Source organism: Dorea sp. Marseille-P4042 (assembly GCF_900290215.1).
Classification (GTDB): Bacteria; Bacillota; Clostridia; order Lachnospirales; family Lachnospiraceae; genus Dorea; species Dorea formicigenerans.
Genome location: NZ_OLMI01000002.1, coordinates 750,428 through 770,816, shown reverse-complemented (window position 1 = coordinate 770,816; position 20,389 = coordinate 750,428). Strand labels below are relative to the sequence as shown.

The following is a 20,389-nucleotide window of genomic DNA, read 5'->3' as shown; positions in this document are numbered from 1 at the left end:
TATGGGTCAGGAGGAAGACATTATGATAATCGTAGTTTCAGGAGAAAAGAAAGAAGTAAAGGATAATCTGACATTACCGGAGTTGATCGAGCAGGAAAATGTAGAGATGCCAGAGTATGTAACGGTATCTATTAATGAAGAGTTTGTTCCTTCAGATGAGAAAGAGACAACCGTATTAAAAGAAGGAGACGTTGTAGAATTTCTTTATTTCATGGGAGGTGGATGTTAATGGCAATGACAGATGAACAGATTGAACGTTATTCCCGCCATATTATTCTAAAAGAAGTAGGCGCAAAAGGTCAGAAGAAGTTGCTGAAAGGGAAAGTTCTGATTATTGGAGCCGGTGGTCTTGGGGCTCCGGCAGCTATGTACCTTGCAGCAGCAGGAGTTGGAACAATCGGAATTGTAGATGCAGATGAAGTTGATCTGTCCAATCTTCAGAGACAGATTATCCATACAACAGCAGATGTAGGAAAAGCAAAGGTCAGATCGGCAAAAGAGACAATGAATGCCATGAATCCGGACGTTACAGTCAATACATACCGCATGTTCGTGGATTCTGCGAATATCAGGGAACTGATCCGGGATTATGATTTTATTATTGACGGAACAGATAATTTTCCGGCAAAATTCCTGATCAACGATGCATGTGTACTGGAGAAGAAACCATTTTCACATGCAGGAATTATCCGTTTTAAAGGTCAGCTTATGACATATGTTCCGGGAGAAGGGCCATGTTACAGATGTGTATTTAAAAATCCACCACCGAAGGATGCAGTTCCAACCTGCAAGCAGGCAGGTGTCATTGGAGCTATGGGTGGAGTCATTGGTTCCCTTCAAGCTATGGAAGCAATCAAATATTTGCTGGGAGTTGGAGATTTATTGACAGGTGCGCTGCTTACTTTTGACGCTCTGACGATGGAATTTCATAAAATTAAGCTTCCAAAAGATACTCATAACTGTGCAGTGTGCGGAGATCACCCGACAATTCTTGAGCCGATTGATTACGAACAGGAAGTATGTGAGGAGACAGCAGGCAGATTTGATGCACCAAGAAAAGAAGAGTAATTTGTAATCAGTGAAGAGGTATAAGTATGGCAATTATAAGAATGAAATATACACTTCTTGATGAAATTGCCCGGTATGCAACCGGGCATCTTCCAGAAGAAGCCTGCGGACTGATCGCAGGAAGCGAAGATGAAAATGGTCGTTTAATTGAAAAAGTTTATTACCTGACAAATGTTGATCATGCAGAGGATCATTTTACACTGGATCCGAAAGAACAACTGTCAGCAATCAAAGATATGAGGGCGAATGGATTAAAACCACTTGGTAACTGGCATTCACATCCATCCAGTCCGTCCAGACCGTCGCAGGAGGATATCAAACTTGCATTTGATTCCAATGCCAGCTATATGATCATATCATTTATGGCAGAAAATCCAGTGTTGAATTCTTTCCATATAGAAAAGGGTCAGGTGGAAAAAGAGGATTTGCGAATTTATTCAGATGAATATTATTTCTAAGTATAGTAAAAAGGAATAAAAAATGAAATTAAAAACGAAAGAATTGACAACCTGTGCACTGTTTGCAGCTTTGATCGCAATCGGTGCATTTATAAAAGTTGATATACCATTGCCAATGTACACCATGCACTTTACATTTCAATGGTTTTTTGTGTTGATGGCAGGTTTTCTGCTTGGTGCAAAACTTGCAACGGTTAGTGTGATCGTGTATCTTAGCATTGGCCTTGTCGGAGTTCCGGTATTTGCTGCCGGAGGTGGACCTGCATACATTTTCAGACCAGGATTTGGATTCTTACTTGGTTTTGTATTGGCAGCATTTGTCATTGGTACTATTACAGAAAAAGTAGGAAAAAATCATAAGGGAATGTTCTTAATGGCATCAGTTGCGGGACTGGTGACTTATTATACGATTGGAGCAATTTACTTTTATTGTATAAATAATTTTTATGCAGCAACTCCTGTGAGCTGGAGCGTTGTAGTTGTGGAATATTGTCTGATTACGATTGCACCGGATTTTATATTATGTGTATTGGCGACAGCATTTTCCTTAAAGCTCCGTCCAGTATTTCTTGGGATGATGCATGAGTATAGTATGGATCGGAAAGTGGTGTAATATGGCGTATTTTCCTATGTTTGTGAACTTGAAGGATCAGCCGTGCCTGGTGGTCGGCGGAGGGATGGTGGCATACCGGAAAGTGAAAGTACTTCTGGATTTTGAAGCCAGAGTGGTTGTAGTCGGAGAGAATATCTGCGATAAAATCAATGAAATTGTAAAAAAAAGTAATCAGTTAGAATTACAAAAAAAGTGTTTTGAAGATGCAGATTGTGATAATATGTTTATGGTGATCGCTGCAACAGATGATAAAGAATTGAATCACCATATTGCGGGAATCTGTAATTCAAAAGGAATTATGGTAAATGCTGTGGACCAGAAAGAGGACTGCAGCTTTATCTTTTCTTCATATATAAAAGAAAAAAATCTTATTGCAGCATTTTCGAGTGGTGGAAACAGCCCTGTGCTGGCACAATATTTAAAAAGTCAGGAAAAGGAGATCCTGACACCATTTCTTGGAGAATTGAATGAATATATGGGGAAGATCAGAAAGCGTGTGATAGAAAAGTATGACACAGAAGAAAAACGAAAAGAAATATTTAAAGAAATAGTAAATACAGCCATTGAAAATGGAGAATTGCCACAGGAGTAGATATGAGATACCGGGTAGGAACAAGAGGATCAAAGCTGGCGCTTGCCCAGACAAAGCAGGTTATTGAAAAATTAAAAAGTGCATTTCCGGAAGATGAATTTGATGTAGTAATCATAAAAACGACCGGAGATATGGATCAGAAAAGCCAGCTTGACCAGATTGGATCAAAGGGCATATTTGTAAAAGAAATTGAGGAAGAACTTTTGGAAGAGAAGATTCATCTTGCAGTACACTCTATGAAAGACATGCCAGATACAACGGCAGATGGACTAATATTTACAAAGGCATGGAAGCGGGAAGATCCAAGAGATGTTCTGATCTTGAGAGAGGCAGTGTCTGTGGACGACCTTCCGAAAGGAGCTGTGATCGGAACGGGAAGCAAGCGTAGAAAGTATCAGCTTCTGAAAATCCGCCCTGATCTTAACATAGTTGGGATCCGTGGAAATGTAGATACAAGGATTCGAAAAATGCAGGAAGAAGAGATGGATGGAATTGTACTTGCCGCAGCAGGTATTAACAGACTAGGAAGAGAGCAAGAGATTACCTGCTATCTTGAGCCGGATCAGATGATTCCGGCCCCGGCCCAGGGGACACTTGCTCTGGAAGTAAAAGCAGATAATATACAATTAATCAGAAAACTAAATAGATTGTCTGATCAGGAAACAGATATATGTGTAAAAGCAGAAAGACAATTTTTGAAACAAATTGGAGGAAGCTGTCATCTTCCGGTAGGAGCATATTGCAAGATACAGGATGAAAAACTAGTATTAAGAGCAATGTTTGGAACGGAGAATGGAAAAAAAATGGCATATACAAAGGTGGAATCTGCAGTTTTAAATAAAATAGAGGATTCATCACAGATAGATGAAATCTGCAGACAGATTGCCAGAGAAGCAGTAGAAAAAATTCAAATACAATTAAGTCATGAAGAATAAAATGGGTAAAGTTATATTAGTTGGAGCAGGGGCAGGAGATACCGGTCTGCTCACGATAAAAGGGAAAAAATATATAGAAGAGGCAGACTGTATCATCTATGACAGACTTGCATCGCCGGAACTGCTTGGAATGGCAAAGCATGGCTGTGAGTGCATTTATGTCGGAAAAGAAAATCACAAGCATATCATGAAGCAAGATACGATCAATGAATTATTATATAAAAAATCCAGAGAATACAGTCTGGTCGTACGGCTAAAAGGTGGTGATCCCTACGTCTTTGGAAGAGGCGGTGAAGAAGCATTATATCTTCGGAAAAAAAAGATTGATGTAGAAGTCGTACCAGGAGTTAGTTCTGTCGTTGCAGCATTGGCAGACGCAGGAATTCCAATTACGCACAGAGGGATTGCAAAAGGGTTTCAGGTCATTACAGCTCACAGTAAAAAAGACGAAGAAGCGCAGATTGATTATACGCTGCTTACCGATGAATCCATGACTTGTGTATTTCTGATGGGACTTGCACATGTAGAACATATTGCAGAAGAACTGATAAGAGCTGGAAGAAGACCGGATACTCCGGCAGCAGTGATATCCAACGGAACACTGGCTACGCAGAAAAAATGTATCGGAACATTGGAGAGTATCGGATATAAAGTAAAATGTGCAAAACTGGAATCTCCGGCAATCATCGTTGTGGGGAATGTTGTTTCATTGAATGACCAATTGGATTTTTTTGAAAAACGTCCATTATTCGGGAGAAAAATAACCGTACCATATATTGAAGCTATGGGAGAACGAACACATTTCAATAAGCTGATTACAGATTTGCAACAGCTCGGAGCAGATGTTGATACAATCATGGTTGGAAAGATTCTACCAATCCCAATTTCAGATTTTGAAAAAGAAATTAGCAGCTCCGACTGGATTCTCTTTACAAGCAGAAATGGTGTCAGGGCTTTTTTTTATAATATGAAATTCAATGACACAGATATCCGATGCCTTGCAAAAATTCGTTTTGGAGTTGTAGGAAAAGCAACAGAGCAGGAGTTAAAGAACTATCAGATAAAAGCAGATTTAGTTCCAGATGAGCAGACAGGAGCAGGGCTTGCCAAAGCTTTAAAAAAACAGATCAGTGACCAGACGAAAGTCTGTATATTTTCTGCAAAAGAGGCCTCCGAAGACTTGGAGAGAGAACTTCAGAAATTTTGCCATGTCATAAAAACAGATGCATATGAAAATGTAAATGTATCAGAGCAAGATTATATATTAAAGCCTGTAGATACAGTTATTTCAGAAGCTGTATTTACAAGTGCGTCCAATGTGGAACGTTTTTTTCAGATGCTGCCAGAGGAGATAATGGTAGAACGAGCTTATTCTATTGGCAAAAAGACGACAGAAGCACTTAAGAAAAAGAATGTAATGAATATTTGCGAGTCGGAAGAAAGTACTTATGAGTCAGTTGTTTCTTTGATAACAAAAAATAAGTCGGTTGTTTCTTTCATACAATTGGGGTATAATGGTAGCCAAAATAAATAGAGATGAAGGAGACAGATGAATGGAACTTGTAAAATCAATCATCATTCTTGTGATAGGATTTACACTTTTGATGAAAGGAGCAGATTATTTCGTAGAAGGAAGTTCATCAGTGGCAAAACGACTCTACATTCCTTCCATGATTATCGGTATGACAATTGTAGCAATGGGAACGAGCCTTCCGGAATGTGCGGTCAGTGTAACAGCATCACTTGCCGGGAATAATACACTTGCGGTCAGCAATGTTGTCGGATCGAACATTTTTAATCTTATGGTCGTATGTGGAGCATGTGCTTTATTTGCCCCACTTACAATAAAAAAAGATACGCTTGTAAAAGAATTTCCATTATCGATTATCTGTTCAGTTTTGCTGATCGCACTAGGATATGTGGGAATGAAGTTGGGACACATCGATGGAATTGCCTTTTTAATTCTTTTCGCAGGTTACCTTGTCTGGATGATCAATTCCGTAAAGAAAGCAAGATCAGTGCACAAAGAGGACGAGCTGATGAAAGAATCCGGAGAGTATGTAGAAGATGAAATCAGAATTATTCCAATGTGGAAAAGCATACTCTTTATTGTTGGAGGGATGATCGCAATTAAATTCGGAGGTGATTTTGTTGTTGACAGTGCATCAGATATTGCATTGTCATTCGGACTTAGCCAGACACTGATCGGACTTACAATCGTTGCACTTGGAACAAGTCTTCCAGAGCTTGTGACCTCCATTGTTGCAGCGAGAAAGAACGAAGTTGATATGGCGCTTGGAAATGTAATAGGTTCTAACATTTTTAACATTTTACTTGTGCTTGGAATTGCAGCAGCAATCAGTCCGGTAGGATTTCTGATGGACAATATTGTGGACACTCTTATACTGATCATAATGAGTAGTGCAGTTCTTGTATTTGCGTGGACTTCAAAAGTCATTAACCGAAAAGAAGGCATTGCTATGTTATGCATGTATGCAGTATATATGGTATATATATGTATGCGATAAAACTTGCAGGTAAAGTTGCAAAGAGAAGAATCAAGCAGAATTAAAAGGTTAACAGAATAAATGAATGGCAGATGTCTCAGATGTGTGAATGTCTGGGACATTTTCTCTATAAACTAGAAAGCATACAGAAAGTACAGAAAGAATAATATTTTTTACAGATAGGGCTGTGATTGAAAAATCGTGTTGTAGAGCAGGCAGAATTTATGATCGTAAAGAGGAGTGAAAATGTATGAATATTTATCATGTACATGATTTTAAAGAAGATGAGTACAGTTGGAATGAAGTGGGGAGAAGAAAGGCGAAAAAGAACAGCTATATCCGATGGCTGATTATGATAGTGAGCTTCGTAATTCTTTTTATAGCAGCATATCTGGAGTTTCGTTATGATTTGCTGGAAATAAATGGATTTTTGTGCTGGTTACTGGCAATTTTGGTTTTTTCCTGGGGTTTTACCATATGCTATGCGTCTTATGTCAGAAAGCACGCATGTAAAATGTCTCTGGAAGAACGACATGACTTTAACCTGTATCTGTACCATCACAAATACTGGAAAAATCCGATTCTGGCAAATCAGGCGCTTCTGAATAATGCAATTATTCTTGTCAAGATGAAGCAGTATGAACAAGCAGCACAGGCATTAGATGCAATGCATATCGAAAAATGTAAAGCGAAAGAAATGAAACTAATTTATTTCTTAAGAATCATTATAGCTTCTTTTAAAGACGATGAAGAGGAAATAGAAAAAGCAAAGATACGGTATACAGGCATCAAAGATGATGCAGGAAATTACCCGGCTTCCGAATTGGTGGAAAACTGGATTCAGATGAATGATCTGGAGCAGATGACAGCGTGTCTGGAACAAATGAAACCTGTCAAAAAAGAATACCCAGGTCTTGCTTTCGTAGTTACGATCTTCCTGGCATACACATTTTGGTTCTTAGGAACTGCATATGGAATTAACCGGGGTGCAGGATATGAAATTCGATATGTATTTTCTGCAATTTCGCTTATAGTTGTAAATATGGGACTGTTTGTAATGTTAATTTTGGGAATTATCTGGCTGCACAGACACCTGAATATTACATCGCCTGTATGGATCCAAAAAGTTGTGAAATTTATCATATGTGCAGTAATTGCAATTGCAGGGCTGATATTGCTATTTATTAATTTTCTGGATGTATTTCTGGGACTGGATGATAAGGAAACCGTCACGAGAAAAGAAAATGGATACACCTATCTGGAAGTCAGCTGGAGTAATATGGGGTATAATGTTTATACAGCAGAGTATGTAACGAATAATCCATTCATTATGAAAAAAATATATGTACCGACAAAAGATGATACATTTACAAATGAACAGCCAGACGCTTCCAATCCGGAAAATACAGAAAATAATGACCAGACAGACAACGATGCAGACAGCGCGGATTCTGATACAGGAAATAGTGATTCACAGGATAATGCAGAACCATATGAAAGTGATGAATGGTTAAGAATGAGAAATGGAATGCAGGCAGTCTATAATTATCTGATTGAGACAAATGCATTAGAAAATCCGGAATTCACTTACAGCAGTAATGCAAAAGGAGAGACGTATGTTATTGTCAGTACAGGACAGGAGACGAAGGATGGAAATCAGGTAAGTGTCGAATACGGTCTGTATTACAATAGAGAAAAGACAGATGACAACGGAACATACTGTGACGAGTATGTTTTGGAGAAAAAGTATCCGGGTGGAACATACGATACACAGTTAGTTGATTTTTATCTGGTAAATCCTGATACACTGGAAGTGACAGATGAACACAAGACGACTTGGTAAGTGTGAGAGGATAAAAGATAATAGAAAAGAAGGAGATTAGAATGATGAGTAGTATTTTCCTTATTTGCGATGGGATATCCGGCAGAGGAAAGATCACAGCAGGATAGATTTGATCCGGAGCGAATACATTTTATGACACCAGAGAAAGTCTAAGAGAATGGTATGACGGGTATCATACAGCAGCAGGAGAACGGTTATATAATCCACGTTCAGTTGTGTGTGCATTGACAGATAATCAATTGTTGAATTACTGGGTGAGTTCCGGAAAGTATGATTCCATTTTTACTTATATTCAGTATAATGTGGATCAGATTCAGAATGATCTTACGCTGATGTTTGCCGGAGAAAGGATACCGTCCGGTATACAGGAGTATGCAGCCACAGCACAGGAATTAAAGACGAAAGAAGAGATTTATTCAGCAATGGTTGTATATGAACTTTTAACATATGATAATGGAATGGTTTTTATTCCGAATAAAGAACTCATGGAAGTCTTGAAGTGGGAATTAGTTATGATAAAGAAACAAAAGAACACTCCTGTAAAGTAGAAGAGTTATAGAGTGAATAAAATGATGAGGGTCTGGCGAAAGCCATATCCTTTATTAAAAATCATCAGAGAATAGGATTTAAGGTGAATAGAATGATTTTTACAAGCGCTTCAGCATCAGGATATGATGAAAATATTACTCTTATAGGGATTACTGCAGAAAAGGGAGAAGTCATAAGAGTTGGGGATACTATTACGATTCCAATGAACGACCACACTTTTGAACAACGTGAGATTATTGACATGTATAGAGATTGGAAGAAGTGGAAAAAGGGCAAGGACTTATTTTCTGAAATAAAAGAAGGGGAATGGGCAGAATGTGTCATTCATAATATTCCTGCCGGACGTATTCATACAATCAATTCCCCTTACGATGAAGAAATATTGGAACATTTAGAAGATTGGGTTTGTTCGTAAGGATATTTATTTCCCAATATGTTCATTTGTGTGGATATAATAGTTGCAAAATGGGAGATAAAGGATTCGTAGATTGACAAAGCAGTCTGTTTTCCCTATGCTGAGACTATAAAAACGCTTTGCACACCTTAAAATAGCGGAGCGGGAACAGCAGGAGGAAGTGACAAGACGTGGAGGCGAAACAGTTCGGGCAGTTCATTGCCGGGATAAGAAAAGAGAAAAAAATGACGCAGGCGGAGCTTGCAGAAAAGATTCATGTGACGGATAAAGCAATCAGCCGGTGGGAGCGTGGACTTGGATTTCCGGATATCCAGACATTAGAACCACTGGCACAGGTACTTGGAATTTCGGTACTGGAATTGATGCGTTCTGAAAAAAAGAAACCGACAGGTGATATGGATACGACAGAAACTCAGTATACCCAGAAGGAGGTGGCTGAGATGCTTCAAAATGCAGATGACATTTCAAAGCAACTGAAAAAGCAGGATAAGAACGCTAATATCATTGCCGGAATTCTGGTGATTGGCGTGGGTACATTAGCGTGGGCAACAAAAATTGCCAGTCTTGGAGGCGGTCTTGTGCTCGGCGGACTCTCAGCAGCCGTGTTTGTTTCTCTGTGGTATTTTTTTCAGAATATTGATGATGAAGAAAGCCGGAGAATTTATGGTGTGGCATCGATTTTGTCTATTGGAATATTGGTATCACTGGTTAATTATATTTGGGGTGACCGTATTGCAGAATGGATTCCGGGTGGAATAGAACGAACAGAACAGATTTTCTGGACATTGTGGTATCTGTTCATGATTGCGATGATGATGGTTGGAACAATCCGGTGTGTCCGTCGGCAAAGACAGAAAAAAGAAAAGAAGTATAAAACGGTTCTTTTTACAGGAATTATGGCAGCTATTATGTTTGCTGCACTCTGGCAGTATCAGAATACCATGCAGGGACAGCGCCGGAATATGGGAATCTGGAGCGGGGCACAGCAATATGCTGAGACATTACTGAAAAAGGATAAAAATCTTGAAAACGACTGGCTGATCGGTGATGAATCATGGCGGGACGGGAAAAATACGTATCAGGTCCGTCTTACCTACTATGCCGATGCTGATGCCGAAAAAGAAGGTAGAGAGAGTGAATATCAGTACACCATTCATTTTGATGAAATAGAAGGGTATCTAATCAAATCTGAAGGTGTGCCGGAGAAAGAATAGAAAAAGTAGCTTTTATTTGGGAGAAATGATAATATAATAACAAAGGAGTTTAAATACATATATGAAGGAGAGATAAATGATGTACCAGGCAGACGAAAAACGATATGAAACTATGCAGTATAATCGATGTGGGAAAAGTGGGTTATTATTACCAAAAGTTTCGTTGGGACTTTGGCATAACTTTGGATCAAATGGTGATTATGATAATATGAAAGCAATGTGCTTTACAGCATTTGATCACGGGATCACACACTTTGACCTTGCCAATAACTATGGTCCGGAGCCGGGAAGTGCAGAGATTAATTTTGGGAGAATCCTAAAAGAGGATCTCGGAGCTTATCGTGATGAGATGTTGATAAGTACAAAAGCCGGTTTTGATATGTGGGATGGTCCTTATGGAAACTGGGGAAGTAAAAAATATCTAACAGCAAGTCTGGATCAGAGTCTGAAAAGAATGGGACTGGAGTATGTCGATATCTTCTATCATCACCGTATGGATTCGGAAACTCCATTAGAGGAAACAATGGAAACACTGGCGCAGATTGTCCGAAGCGGAAAAGCACTGTATGTTGGGATTTCTAATTATGATGGAGTACATATGGAGAAGGCAGCTACAATTCTGAAAGAGCTGCATTGTCCATTTATAATTAATCAGAACCGCTATTCTATTTTTGACCGCACAATCGAAAAAAATGGATTGAAGGAAGCGGCAGTAGAGTCTGGAAAAGGAATCATTGCATTCAGCCCACTGGCACAGGGAACATTAACAAACCGCTATCTGAACGGAATTCCGTCAGACAGCCGTATTGCAACAGATGGACGATTCCTTAAGGCAAGTCAGTTGACAGAAGAAAAAATCACAAGTATCCGTGGTTTAAATGAAATTGCCAAAGGAAGAGGTGAAAGCCTGGCGCAGATGGCATTGAACTGGGTATTAAAAGATGGCATAGTGACAAGTGTTCTGGTAGGAGCATCAAAACCAGAGCAGATTCTCGATAATCTGAAGGTTCTTGAAAGTGCACCTTTTACAGATGAAGAGCTGAAAAAAATTGATGCATTGAGTCTTGTGCACGCAAAATAATTAGCAAGTCAGGTGTGGACAGAAACGATAATTCATAAGTGAAGAAAGTGATAGACAAAGCTTCGGTTTTGTCTATTTTTTCTGGGAAGAAATGGGGGTAAGATAAAAATAAATAAGTAAACAGCGTTCATACAATAAATAGTATAGAATGAAATGTGGAGTGATGATTATGAATCAGAGAGATAAGTGGAAAAAATTTATTCCGGTTATGGCAATTCTAGCAATAGCGGTGATACTTGTTTTGATCGTGAAAATATCAGGGGAACCATTATCCGTTGATACAATTGTAAAATATACACCGAAAAATGTGGTGCTTGCGGTGATAATGCTACTTCTGTTATTTGGATTAAAGAGCTTGACGATAGTTCTGCCGCTTTCTATTTTATATCTTGCCAGTGGAATATTGTTTTCGCCGGTGGCAGCTGTGTTCATTAGTACAGTTGGTCTGTCTGTCTCCATTACAATTCCGTATTGTCTTGGAAAATGTAGTGGAAAACAGATTACAGAAGAAATATTTCAGAAATATCCGAAGGCAAAGAAGTTATCAGAATATCAAAAACAAAATACATTTTTTACTTGCTTTATAACGAGAATCGTTGGGTTCCTGCCAGGAGATATTGTCAGCTTGTATTTTGGTGCATGTGATGTGAATTATCTGATTTATCTTGTGGCAGGAATCAGTGGTTCATTACTTAGCATTGTGACGACGACCTTATTAGGAGAAAAGCTAAATAATCCGTTTTCAATAGAATTTGTTTTAGTAGCTTTTTGTAGACTTCTAGTATCTATAGGTTCCATAATGTTAAAAATATTATTTACAAAGAAACAAAAAAATATCTAAACAAAATTACCAAAGGTGCATAATATGTTGCATAGTCAGACTGACAATGGTGATTCCAATCCAGCAGGAAGCACCGAGAAGAAGTGGCTTTCCGCCAGATTTTATTAATTTTATAACATTACTGTTCAGACCAATGGCAGCCATAGCCATAATGATGAAGAATTTGGACAGTTCTTTCAGCGGTGCGAATACATCAGCACTAATTCCCATACTCATACATGCAGTAGTGATAATTGCTGCAATGATGAAGTATAAAATAAACATCGGAAATGCTCTCTTTATGCTAAAATTCCCTGTTTTTTCACCATTTACAGATGCGGATTTTGCGTGGATCAGAGACAATACAAGTGTAATTGGAATGATTGCAAGTGTACGAGTCAGCTTAACGGTAACAGCATTATTCAATGTTTCATTTCCAAGATTCCACATGCTGTCCCAGGTGGATGCAGCTGCGGTTACAGAAGAAGTGTCGTTAATTGCTGTTCCGGCGAACAGTCCGAAGGAAGAACCGCTCGTTGTGTCAAAGCCGAGGACATGCCCAAGTACAGGGAATAGTACAGCAGCAATGACGTTGAAGAAAAAGATTACAGAAATTGCCTGGGCAACTTCCGTATCGTCGGCGTCAATAACCGGAGCAGTAGCTGCGATAGCAGAACCTCCACAGATGGAAGAACCAACACCAACCAGAATCGCAGTGTTGGACGGAACATTGATAATCCTGCGAAGCAGCCATGCGATGATTAGGGAAGTACTGATTGTACAGATAATAATTGGCAGTGATTGTTTCCCGGTCTGCAGGATTACACCGAGGTTCATTCCGAATCCTAATAGTACGACAGCAGTCTGGAGAATAATTTTGGAAGTCCATTTAATGCCAGATTCTGCTTTCCCTTTATCTGTCCAAATCAATGTGATGAGCATTCCGGCGAGAATTGCAATGACCGGACCGCCGATGACCGGAAAAGCTTTTCCAAGAAGCCAGGCAGGTACAGCAATTATAAAACAAACCAAAATACCAGATAAGTTCTTTTTGATAAAATCCATAATTTTTTTACCTCTCGTTTAAATTTAATAATTTTTATTTTTCTAATTGATTATAACACTGGAAAACAATAATAAAAAATTATATAATATTATTGAAATATAAGAAATCCTTATTGATAAAATAGCAAACCAGAAGGGAAAAATACTATGTTAGATTTTAGGACGAATACCTTTCTCACAGTGTGTGAAACCATGAATTTTACAGAGGCAGCAAAGAGATTAAATATTACACAACCGGCTGTTTCGCAACATATTCGTTTCCTTGAAAACGAATATAATACCCAGCTATTCTTGTATCACAATAAACAATTGTACATTACCCAGACCGGAAAGATACTTAAAAAGCGTCTGATGACTATGAGAAATGATCAGCTCTCGATTTTAGAAGAAATGAAAAGTGTCAGTGGAGATATCGAATTATTATCTATCGGAGTTACAATGACGATTGGAGAATATGCAGTTGTTGACAGGATTGCGGATTTTATGAATCATCATCCAGATATGAATTTACATATTCATTTTGGGAATACGTCACAGTTGCTTTTGTTATTAGATGAAGGGAAGATTAATCTTGCTTTAGTGGAAGGAAATTATCCGAAAGATAGTTACGGACACATGAATTATAGTACAGAAGATTACATTGGGGTCTGCGAGGTTTCCCATACATTTCTGAAAAAGAATCCAAAGACTATGAATGATCTGAAAAACGAACGTTTGATTGTACGGGAGAGTGGCTCGGGGACAAGGAATATACTGGAAGAGTTGCTTTTGGCACGAGGAATGGAAATTTCTGACTTTGAGCGTTATATAGAAGTGGAAAATATGCACACGATTATAGGTCTGTTAAAACGGGATTGTGGAATTTCATTTATGTATAAGATTGCAGTCGCGGATGAATTAGAGTCGGGAGTGTTGAAAGAAATAAAGCTTTCGGATTTTAAGATGCAGCATGATTTTGATTTTATCTGGGAAAAAGACAGTATTTATACGGATAAATATGTAGAAATATGTAAGGAGCTATCCATTTTTAAATAGAACTTCAATACACAAATAAGGTAAATCTAAATAAACGTTAAGTCATGCTAAATAAATGAGCAACAGTATTTGCCATAATATTCATCTACCATTATAATAATGATGTTGGGGCGGATCCCAAGGTCTTTCATCCACTTATGAGCAAGCTCATGTGGATTTAGACTTTTTGACCCTGGCATCATAATAATATTATTAATGACTGAAAAGCTGATTGTAAAAGTAGTAAGGAGCTTGTTAAGAAGAGAATGATTGACAGAGAAGATATGCTGGCGCTTACAAGGCGCATGACAGTTAAGCGAACATCAATGACAAGGATAGCCGGGGGATACATGAATTCAGACGGTTGCATTGACGGGACATTTAATATTGCATTTTTGAAATTAAGTCCGTCGGATCGAGAGAAAAACTTGCAGATTGCAAAGAAAGTTCCGTTTGCAGAAACGAATCAAAACTTGCAAGAATACAAATTTTTGCAGGAAAATATGCAAAATGACAGCTTGTGGAAGCTTTTGATGGGAATGCGGGCATGCGGACTGAAAAATGACGCATTAATGGAGACATTTTATGAGATTGTAGGAGCAAATTATAAATCAAAAGGTGATTATGCTGTTTACGTGTTTCACGACCGTTATGATATTCCGATGAAGGGAACGGATCATGAGCGTCAGGGAGAATCCGAGAAAATGTATGAATATCTAATCTGCGTGATTTGCCCGGTGAGTGGTGATTATGAACCGGGAGAACCCGAGTGTGGATTTTTGTTTCCGGCATTTATGGATGAAAGCGCGGCATTAAATTATATAGATATATATCAGGCTGACATGAACCATCCTCATATAGAATTGCTGGAAATGCTTGGAATATGATGAACAAAAGAAAAAAGCTATAATTAAGAAAGACAAGAATGTGGGGGATAGCCTCACATAGAAGAAAGAGAGGAAAATGTATGAACGAATTATACGAAGCAATTGAGAAAAAAATTAAGGATGCAGGATATCCAAGAAATATTTCCGGAGCAGATGTGTATGATGATATCTGTGATCAGATTGACGGAAAGGATAATGGAGAGTATATTCTGTTGTCTAAATTTGAAGATGACGTAGTTTTTGAATATCACATTACAATTCAAGAAGAGGATTTTAATCTTGGAATCCTAAAAATGAAAACACCGGAAGGTGAATTTGTGGCTGATTTTGATGCATAGGCCTTTTAACAAAAATGTAGCAATAATATATAGCAGATGGTTCCTCCTGCAATTGATACCAGCATGCCGAAAACTGCGGATGGAAGAAAATTTCCAACATATTGAATGAACTTAGGAGTTTCCCGGTTTTCACGAAATACAAGAAAAGGCAGGAAACGTGTAGTCATTGTACCAAGTACACAAAGTTCGATAGTGATGATTTGTTGAGCTAATGTCATGTTAGCAAACCTCCTGTGTTTTTTATCGCTACTTCATTTTTTCAGAAGCACATTTGTCGAAATGATGTCGCGAGTAGTTTTTTTGATCCGGGATATCAAGCTTTTTGCGTAATAATGTCAATGAGACGATAATCAAAATCATGGTCGGAATCATAAAAGAGTCCGGTCCGAATACAAGGAGACAGAGAAAAGAAATTCCAAGTCCAAGTAATGAAGATGTATGATTCTTTTCTTTCAGCCACTGATCCATGAAGATAACGACAAACATAGCAGTCATGACAAAGCTGATGCCTTCTGTATTAATGGGGAGTAAAGAACCGATGACGCCACCGAAAGTTACAGAAGCGCCCCAGTAAATATGAAAGAAAATCCAGATGCATTCATATATATTCATATATATTCCGTAAGCCATTCCTAAAAACATAAATCCTGTCATAATTGGAATTGTATGTGGAAAAGGCCGATAAAAATTGAATATTTGCCATAATTTAAAGTTATAACAAACAGATATTTTTAGCTATTATACAAAACATTTGAAATAAATTACAATAAATCTATCGCAACACAAGTTTAAAATTACGATAGGTTTATTAAAATTTGGGAGATAATAATTATGAAGACACCATTTCGATATGATTTTGTAGGAAGTTTTTTAAGACCACAGAGATTAAAAAATGCAAGAAAAGATTTTGAAGAGGGAAAAATTACACAGGCTGATCTGACAAAAGTAGAAGACGAGTGTATCGTTGATTTAGTAAATAAAATCAAGGGACTTGGCTACCATGTTATCACAGACGGAGAGTTCAGAAGATCCACTTGGCATCTTGACTTTATGTGGGGATTTGAAGGTATCGAGCATCAGAAGACAGTAGAGGGAAATACAACATTTGACGCAGAAGCAGCCATGATTGATGATACCTATATGACAGGAAAGATTTCTGTAAAGAATCACCCGTTTGTAGAACATTTTAAATATGTAAAAGCATTGGAAGATGAAAATACAGTTGCAAAACAGACCATCCCTTCACCGGGACAGTTCTATGCTTACTTCACCGGAGCGCAGCTTCTTGCTACGACTTTAAAAATCTATGGCTCAGAAGAAGCATTTGCAGATGATGTCATCAAAGCTTATGGAGAATTCGTTCAGGAGATTTATGCGGCAGGATGCAGAAATCTTCAGTTCGATGATTGTGTATGGGGCGGTATGGTAGATGCAAAAATGGCGACAGCTCTGACCGGAAGAAACGGACAGGCTTTGGAAGATTATAAGAAGCGTCTGCTGAAACTGAATAACCAGGTTGTTGCACAGGCACCGGAAGACCTTGTAATCAATACACATGTGTGCAGAGGGAACTATCATTCTACGTTCTTCAGCTCCGGTGCATATGATTCCGTTGCAGACCTTCTGTTTGGAGAGGAAAATGTAAATGCCTACTATTTGGAGTATGATGACAAGAGATCAGGAGGTTTCGCACCACTTGCAAAAGTATCTGGAGATAAGAAGGTCGTACTTGGACTCATTACGACAAAGATACCACAGTTAGAGGATAAAGGAAAAGTCATTGCCAGAATCCATGAAGCAGAGAAATACGTTCCACTGGATCGCCTGTACTTAAGTCCACAATGTGGATTCGCATCTTGCGAGATCGGTAACAAGCTGACCGAAGAAGAGCAGTGGGAAAAATTAAAACTTGTAAAAGAAATTGCAGAAGAAGTCTGGGGAGATAGATAAAAGTCAGATATAAGGTAAAATAAAATCAGGTAACTTCCGGTTGTAAATCGTACAGTCCGGAAGTTATTTTTATATAATATGAAATTAAAAGCAATTTCCTTAAAAGTAATTATGAGCTTTTTTTAAAATCACCTATTGACAACCCACCAATAAATATGGTATAAATATCTAGTGTTACGGAGACAGACACACAATTTACTTAAATAGGGGATTGGTCAAGTGGTATGATAGGGGTCTCCAAAACCTTTGGCGGGAGTTCGATTCTCTCATCCCCTGTTGACTAAGGTCTTACAAAGCCTATAAACACGGGCTTTGTGAGACTTTTTTATTTTCTTGATTCTTGAGAGTAATCACCATAGTAATCACCTGATAATTCATTGCCTGTTCAATCTGTTTTTTTTGCTCAGCTTTTTGTTGAATGTCAAATTGATAATAACCTTTGGTTGTTTATATAACTTTTCTTTTTGGCAGTGCTTGTATCTTGAGTGAATGCCCTAGTCTCAATACGCTGAATATGAAGTGTTCCATTTTCCCAATCAATATCTTCCCATTTCAGAGCTGCAAGTTCACCAACACGAACACCTGTTTGAAAGCATAAATGTATGGCTAAATTTCGAATGTCAGGTTTTTTATCTACTAATTTCAAAATGCGAATTCGTTCTTCATCAGTAAAACATTTTTGCGCATCAGTTTTCTCACTCTTTTTCAAAATATTTTTCCAACTCGAAAATCACCGAAAAAGTTTGAGATATTAATAAAGGTATATTTTTTCTCGAACCTTGCATATCGAATCATTCCCTGCAATACAGTTTTTACATGGAATTTGCTCCACATTTGCAGTCTTGATAATTCAATATATCTGTAGTAACATAAATGAAAAGTCCAGATGAGAGAAGGTGTGCTTATGAATGAGCAGTTGCTAAAAATGAATGGTTCATCTGTGAAAATTTTAGACATGTTATCATTTGAATCACACTTGGGAATGGGATATGAATTTACAACAGAAAATATACAGACATATCTCAATGATGTAGCAGGCGTTCGAATAGTTTGTGCGTTTATTGACGATATTTATATGATATCAGATTTGATTACCCAACAGGATGATATTAAAGTTATTGAAATAAAAGATTATATAAAAAATCCAAAATCGAATGGTTATCGAAGCTATCATATGATTGTTGAAATACCAGTATTTTTTGCTAAGGGTAAAACACCTATGCGTGTAGAATTACAGATTCGAACCAATGGTATGGATTTCTGGGCAACATTGGAACATCAACTTCGCTATAAAAAAGGAATTGAAGAAATGCCTGGCTATGATGAGATAAGTGAAGAATTACTTCATTCTGCAAGAGCTATCATTGAAGCAGATAATGAAATACAGAGAATAAAAGACAAAATTGGTATGTTCCACGAAATTTATGGAGAAAACTGAGCAAGTAGGAAGGTGGAATATATATGAAACAAGATACTTTAGAGGGCAAAGCAAAAACAAAAAATGGGGTAAAACGGCTGTGTTTTTCCATAATCTGCATTCTTCTGGAAGTGATTTTTATTATTACTATCGTAACACGCTTGAATGAATATGCAGAAATCATAAATTTATTTACAAGGATTTTGAGTGGGATCTTGGTTTTGGGATTGTACGCATCAAATAAGACATCCTCTATGAAAATGCCTTGGGTCATCTTAATTCTAATTTTCCCAATTATGGGTGTAGGCCTGTATTTGTTGATTGGTTTGAATGGTGGCACACATAAAATGCGTGAGCGATATGCAGAAATTGATAGCAAATTGTTACCAATGCTTCCGGACAGTCAGGAGTGTTTGAGCAAAATAAAAGAAACAATCCCGAAAGCAGGAAATATAGCAAGTTACATACAAAGAAATTCGCAGTATCCAATCTATCAGAATACGGATATTGTGTATTTTGATGAAGCAGTGAAAGGATTAGAGGCACAGCTTAAGGATTTGGAGAAAGCACAGAAGTTTATCTTTATGGAATATCATGCGATAGAAGATGCTGAAGCATGGCATAAGATTCAAGATGTTCTGGAAGAGCGAGTAAAAGCAGGTGTGAAAGTTAGAATATTCTACGATGATATGGGTTCTATAGGCTTTATTAACACAGATTTTGTGAAAAAGATGGAGGCAATAGGAATTCATTGCCGTGTATTCAATCCGTTTGTGCCAGGTTTAAATCTGTTTTTGAACAATCGTGATCATAGAAAAATAACAGTTATTGATGGAAAAGTCGGATTTACAGGTGGATATAATCTAGCAAACGAATATTTTAATTACACACACCCGTATGGACAGTGGAAAGATACAGGTATTCGTTTAGAAGGAGATGCTGTTCAGTCGCTTACGGTGACATTTTTGGAAATGTGGAATGCAGTAAGTGATAAGGATGCTAATGATTCTGATTTTAGTAAATACCTTTTCCACTATGATTATGCGGCACAGCAAACTGGGTTTGTTCAACCTTATGCAGACAGCCCTATGGATAATGAGCAAGTAGGAGAAGAAGTTTATATCAGTATGATAAATAAAGCTGAAAAATATTGTTGGTTTATGACTCCATATCTAATCATAACAGATGAAATGACGCATGCGTTATGTCTGGCTGCTAAGCGAGGGGTAGACGTAAGAATTATCACACCTGGTATCCCTGATAAAAAATTCATTTATAATATAACTCGTTCTTTTTATCATGGATTAGTTAAACATGGTGTTCGTGTTTATGAGTGGACTCCTGGTTTCTGTCATGCAAAAATGAGTGTGGCAGATGACTGTATGGCAACTTGTGGAACAATTAATCTGGATTATCGAAGTTTATATCACCATTTTGAAAACGGCTGTTTTATGGCAGATTGTCAGGCAGTTGTGGAAATAAAAAATGATCTGATAAGAACGATGGGAGAATGTCGTGATGTGACAGACCAATATCAAACCGGACGAAGTGCATATTTGCGACTGGGACAATTATTTATGAGATTATTTGCTGGATTGCTATAAGAATCTGATGAAACGACCT

General features: G+C 37.9%; 23 protein-coding genes, 1 tRNA gene and 1 pseudogene. 21 read left to right on the top strand and 4 right to left on the bottom strand.

Annotated features, from left to right (window positions below):
* Nucleotides 1-22: 22 nt before the first annotated feature.
* The 14 genes and pseudogenes from thiS (at nt 23) to C7E02_RS09175 (ending at nt 12,116) form a co-directional block, all read left to right on the top strand.
* Nucleotides 23-229, top strand: a complete 207-nt coding sequence (gene thiS / locus C7E02_RS09245; protein WP_005340813.1) for a sulfur carrier protein ThiS — start codon at nt 23-25, stop codon at nt 227-229.
* Nucleotides 229-1,068, top strand: coding sequence for a HesA/MoeB/ThiF family protein (locus C7E02_RS09240; protein ID WP_005340812.1), 840 nt, complete (start codon nt 229-231; stop codon nt 1,066-1,068). The genes thiS and C7E02_RS09240 overlap by 1 nt, the downstream gene beginning before the upstream one ends.
* Nucleotides 1,069-1,094: 26 nt before the next feature.
* Nucleotides 1,095-1,526: a M67 family metallopeptidase gene (locus C7E02_RS09235; protein ID WP_005340810.1), complete on the top strand. Its 432-nt coding sequence runs from the start codon at nt 1,095-1,097 to the stop codon at nt 1,524-1,526.
* A 22-nt stretch (nt 1,527-1,548) separates the two neighbouring features.
* Complete coding sequence (locus C7E02_RS09230; RefSeq protein ID WP_005340808.1) at nt 1,549-2,139, top strand: biotin transporter BioY; 591 nt, start codon at nt 1,549-1,551, stop codon at nt 2,137-2,139.
* Complete coding sequence (locus C7E02_RS09225) at nt 2,108-2,731, top strand: precorrin-2 dehydrogenase/sirohydrochlorin ferrochelatase family protein (RefSeq protein ID WP_242827100.1); 624 nt, start codon at nt 2,108-2,110, stop codon at nt 2,729-2,731. The genes C7E02_RS09230 and C7E02_RS09225 overlap by 32 nt, the downstream gene beginning before the upstream one ends.
* Nucleotides 2,732-2,733: 2 nt before the next feature.
* Nucleotides 2,734-3,666: a hydroxymethylbilane synthase gene (hemC, locus tag C7E02_RS09220; RefSeq protein ID WP_105309394.1), complete on the top strand. Its 933-nt coding sequence runs from the start codon at nt 2,734-2,736 to the stop codon at nt 3,664-3,666.
* 1 nt (nt 3,667) lies between these two features.
* Nucleotides 3,668-5,200, top strand: a complete 1,533-nt coding sequence (gene cobA, locus C7E02_RS09215) for a uroporphyrinogen-III C-methyltransferase (RefSeq protein WP_242978784.1) — start codon at nt 3,668-3,670, stop codon at nt 5,198-5,200.
* A 19-nt stretch (nt 5,201-5,219) separates the two neighbouring features.
* Complete coding sequence (locus tag C7E02_RS09210; protein ID WP_005340800.1) at nt 5,220-6,194, top strand: calcium/sodium antiporter; 975 nt, start codon at nt 5,220-5,222, stop codon at nt 6,192-6,194.
* A gap of 229 nt (nt 6,195-6,423) precedes the next feature.
* Nucleotides 6,424-8,016, top strand: a complete 1,593-nt coding sequence (locus C7E02_RS09205; protein ID WP_105309392.1) for a hypothetical protein — start codon at nt 6,424-6,426, stop codon at nt 8,014-8,016.
* 137 nt (nt 8,017-8,153) lie between these two features.
* Nucleotides 8,154-8,507: pseudogene (locus C7E02_RS09195) on the top strand (AAA family ATPase); the annotation flags it as partial.
* A 149-nt stretch (nt 8,508-8,656) separates the two neighbouring features.
* Complete coding sequence (locus C7E02_RS09190) at nt 8,657-8,980, top strand: hypothetical protein (RefSeq protein ID WP_105309391.1); 324 nt, start codon at nt 8,657-8,659, stop codon at nt 8,978-8,980.
* A 170-nt stretch (nt 8,981-9,150) separates the two neighbouring features.
* Complete coding sequence (locus C7E02_RS09185) at nt 9,151-10,194, top strand: helix-turn-helix domain-containing protein (RefSeq protein WP_029732116.1); 1,044 nt, start codon at nt 9,151-9,153, stop codon at nt 10,192-10,194.
* 79 nt (nt 10,195-10,273) lie between these two features.
* The gene (locus C7E02_RS09180) at nt 10,274-11,275 is read left to right on the top strand and encodes an aldo/keto reductase (RefSeq protein ID WP_278336557.1); all 1,002 of its coding nucleotides are present in this window, start codon (nt 10,274-10,276) and stop codon (nt 11,273-11,275) included.
* Between the two features lie 169 nt (nt 11,276-11,444).
* Nucleotides 11,445-12,116: a TVP38/TMEM64 family protein gene (locus C7E02_RS09175; protein WP_005340793.1), complete on the top strand. Its 672-nt coding sequence runs from the start codon at nt 11,445-11,447 to the stop codon at nt 12,114-12,116.
* A 6-nt stretch (nt 12,117-12,122) separates the two neighbouring features.
* On the opposite strand, the gene C7E02_RS09170 is transcribed toward C7E02_RS09175, so the two are convergent.
* Nucleotides 12,123-13,160 (bottom strand): YeiH family protein, encoded by a 1,038-nt coding sequence (locus C7E02_RS09170; protein WP_022278588.1) that lies wholly within the window; start codon nt 13,158-13,160, stop codon nt 12,123-12,125.
* 147 nt (nt 13,161-13,307) lie between these two features.
* Here C7E02_RS09170 and C7E02_RS09165 point away from each other — a divergent pair, with 147 nt between their 5' ends.
* From C7E02_RS09165 to C7E02_RS09155, 3 genes are all read left to right on the top strand, one after another.
* The gene (locus tag C7E02_RS09165) at nt 13,308-14,195 is read left to right on the top strand and encodes a LysR substrate-binding domain-containing protein (RefSeq protein ID WP_022278589.1); all 888 of its coding nucleotides are present in this window, start codon (nt 13,308-13,310) and stop codon (nt 14,193-14,195) included.
* Between the two features lie 245 nt (nt 14,196-14,440).
* Nucleotides 14,441-15,061, top strand: a complete 621-nt coding sequence (locus tag C7E02_RS09160; protein ID WP_029732119.1) for a DUF4317 family protein — start codon at nt 14,441-14,443, stop codon at nt 15,059-15,061.
* Between the two features lie 80 nt (nt 15,062-15,141).
* Nucleotides 15,142-15,399, top strand: coding sequence for a hypothetical protein (locus C7E02_RS09155; protein WP_005340787.1), 258 nt, complete (start codon nt 15,142-15,144; stop codon nt 15,397-15,399).
* A gap of 5 nt (nt 15,400-15,404) precedes the next feature.
* On the opposite strand, the gene C7E02_RS09150 is transcribed toward C7E02_RS09155, so the two are convergent.
* Entirely contained in the window at nt 15,405-15,617 is a 213-nt protein-coding gene (locus tag C7E02_RS09150; RefSeq protein WP_081646566.1) for an AzlD domain-containing protein, read from the bottom strand.
* Nucleotides 15,618-15,645: 28 nt separating this feature from the next.
* A complete protein-coding gene (locus tag C7E02_RS19740) occupies nt 15,646-16,029 on the bottom strand; it encodes a hypothetical protein (protein WP_242978783.1) in 384 nt (127 codons plus the stop codon).
* Nucleotides 16,030-16,230: 201 nt separating this feature from the next.
* Here C7E02_RS19740 and C7E02_RS09140 point away from each other — a divergent pair, with 201 nt between their 5' ends.
* The gene (locus C7E02_RS09140; protein ID WP_105309389.1) at nt 16,231-17,349 is read left to right on the top strand and encodes a 5-methyltetrahydropteroyltriglutamate--homocysteine S-methyltransferase; all 1,119 of its coding nucleotides are present in this window, start codon (nt 16,231-16,233) and stop codon (nt 17,347-17,349) included.
* A gap of 205 nt (nt 17,350-17,554) precedes the next feature.
* A tRNA-Trp gene (locus C7E02_RS09135) sits at nt 17,555-17,625 on the top strand.
* Between the two features lie 145 nt (nt 17,626-17,770).
* Here C7E02_RS09135 and C7E02_RS09130 read toward each other — a convergent pair.
* On the bottom strand, nt 17,771-18,058 hold the full coding sequence (locus C7E02_RS09130) for a tyrosine-type recombinase/integrase (protein WP_005340781.1): 288 nt from the start codon (nt 18,056-18,058) through the stop codon (nt 17,771-17,773).
* 216 nt (nt 18,059-18,274) lie between these two features.
* On the opposite strand from C7E02_RS09130, the gene C7E02_RS09125 reads away from it, so the two are divergent.
* Nucleotides 18,275-18,787 (top strand): GTP pyrophosphokinase, encoded by a 513-nt coding sequence (locus C7E02_RS09125; RefSeq protein ID WP_334293806.1) that lies wholly within the window; start codon nt 18,275-18,277, stop codon nt 18,785-18,787.
* Nucleotides 18,788-18,810: 23 nt separating this feature from the next.
* Entirely contained in the window at nt 18,811-20,370 is a 1,560-nt protein-coding gene (cls, locus tag C7E02_RS09120; RefSeq protein WP_005340777.1) for a cardiolipin synthase, read from the top strand.
* Nucleotides 20,371-20,389 lie beyond the last annotated feature (19 nt).

Bases quoted from the DNA above. Each gene is read 5' to 3' on its own strand.
- C7E02_RS09180 (WP_278336557.1), top strand. From the start codon at position 10,274: ATGTACCAGGCAGACGAAAAACGATATGAAACTATGCAGTATAATCGA.
- C7E02_RS09170 (WP_022278588.1), bottom strand. From the start codon at position 13,160: ATGGATTTTATCAAAAAGAACTTATCTGGTATTTTGGTTTGTTTTATA.
- hemC (WP_105309394.1), top strand. From the start codon at position 2,734: ATGAGATACCGGGTAGGAACAAGAGGATCAAAGCTGGCGCTTGCCCAG.
- C7E02_RS09150 (WP_081646566.1), bottom strand. From the start codon at position 15,617: ATGACATTAGCTCAACAAATCATCACTATCGAACTTTGTGTACTTGGT.
- C7E02_RS09155 (WP_005340787.1), top strand. From the start codon at position 15,142: ATGAACGAATTATACGAAGCAATTGAGAAAAAAATTAAGGATGCAGGA.
- cls (WP_005340777.1), top strand. From the start codon at position 18,811: ATGAAACAAGATACTTTAGAGGGCAAAGCAAAAACAAAAAATGGGGTA.
- C7E02_RS09165 (WP_022278589.1), top strand. From the start codon at position 13,308: ATGTTAGATTTTAGGACGAATACCTTTCTCACAGTGTGTGAAACCATG.
- C7E02_RS09190 (WP_105309391.1), top strand. From the start codon at position 8,657: ATGATTTTTACAAGCGCTTCAGCATCAGGATATGATGAAAATATTACT.
- C7E02_RS19740 (WP_242978783.1), bottom strand. From the start codon at position 16,029: ATGGCTTACGGAATATATATGAATATATATGAATGCATCTGGATTTTC.
- C7E02_RS09140 (WP_105309389.1), top strand. From the start codon at position 16,231: ATGAAGACACCATTTCGATATGATTTTGTAGGAAGTTTTTTAAGACCA.
- C7E02_RS09240 (WP_005340812.1), top strand. From the start codon at position 229: ATGGCAATGACAGATGAACAGATTGAACGTTATTCCCGCCATATTATT.
- C7E02_RS09125 (WP_334293806.1), top strand. From the start codon at position 18,275: ATGAATGGTTCATCTGTGAAAATTTTAGACATGTTATCATTTGAATCA.
- C7E02_RS09235 (WP_005340810.1), top strand. From the start codon at position 1,095: ATGGCAATTATAAGAATGAAATATACACTTCTTGATGAAATTGCCCGG.
- C7E02_RS09160 (WP_029732119.1), top strand. From the start codon at position 14,441: ATGATTGACAGAGAAGATATGCTGGCGCTTACAAGGCGCATGACAGTT.
- C7E02_RS09175 (WP_005340793.1), top strand. From the start codon at position 11,445: ATGAATCAGAGAGATAAGTGGAAAAAATTTATTCCGGTTATGGCAATT.
- cobA (WP_242978784.1), top strand. From the start codon at position 3,668: ATGGGTAAAGTTATATTAGTTGGAGCAGGGGCAGGAGATACCGGTCTG.
- C7E02_RS09225 (WP_242827100.1), top strand. From the start codon at position 2,108: ATGAGTATAGTATGGATCGGAAAGTGGTGTAATATGGCGTATTTTCCT.
- C7E02_RS09205 (WP_105309392.1), top strand. From the start codon at position 6,424: ATGAATATTTATCATGTACATGATTTTAAAGAAGATGAGTACAGTTGG.
- thiS (WP_005340813.1), top strand. From the start codon at position 23: ATGATAATCGTAGTTTCAGGAGAAAAGAAAGAAGTAAAGGATAATCTG.
- C7E02_RS09230 (WP_005340808.1), top strand. From the start codon at position 1,549: ATGAAATTAAAAACGAAAGAATTGACAACCTGTGCACTGTTTGCAGCT.
- C7E02_RS09210 (WP_005340800.1), top strand. From the start codon at position 5,220: ATGGAACTTGTAAAATCAATCATCATTCTTGTGATAGGATTTACACTT.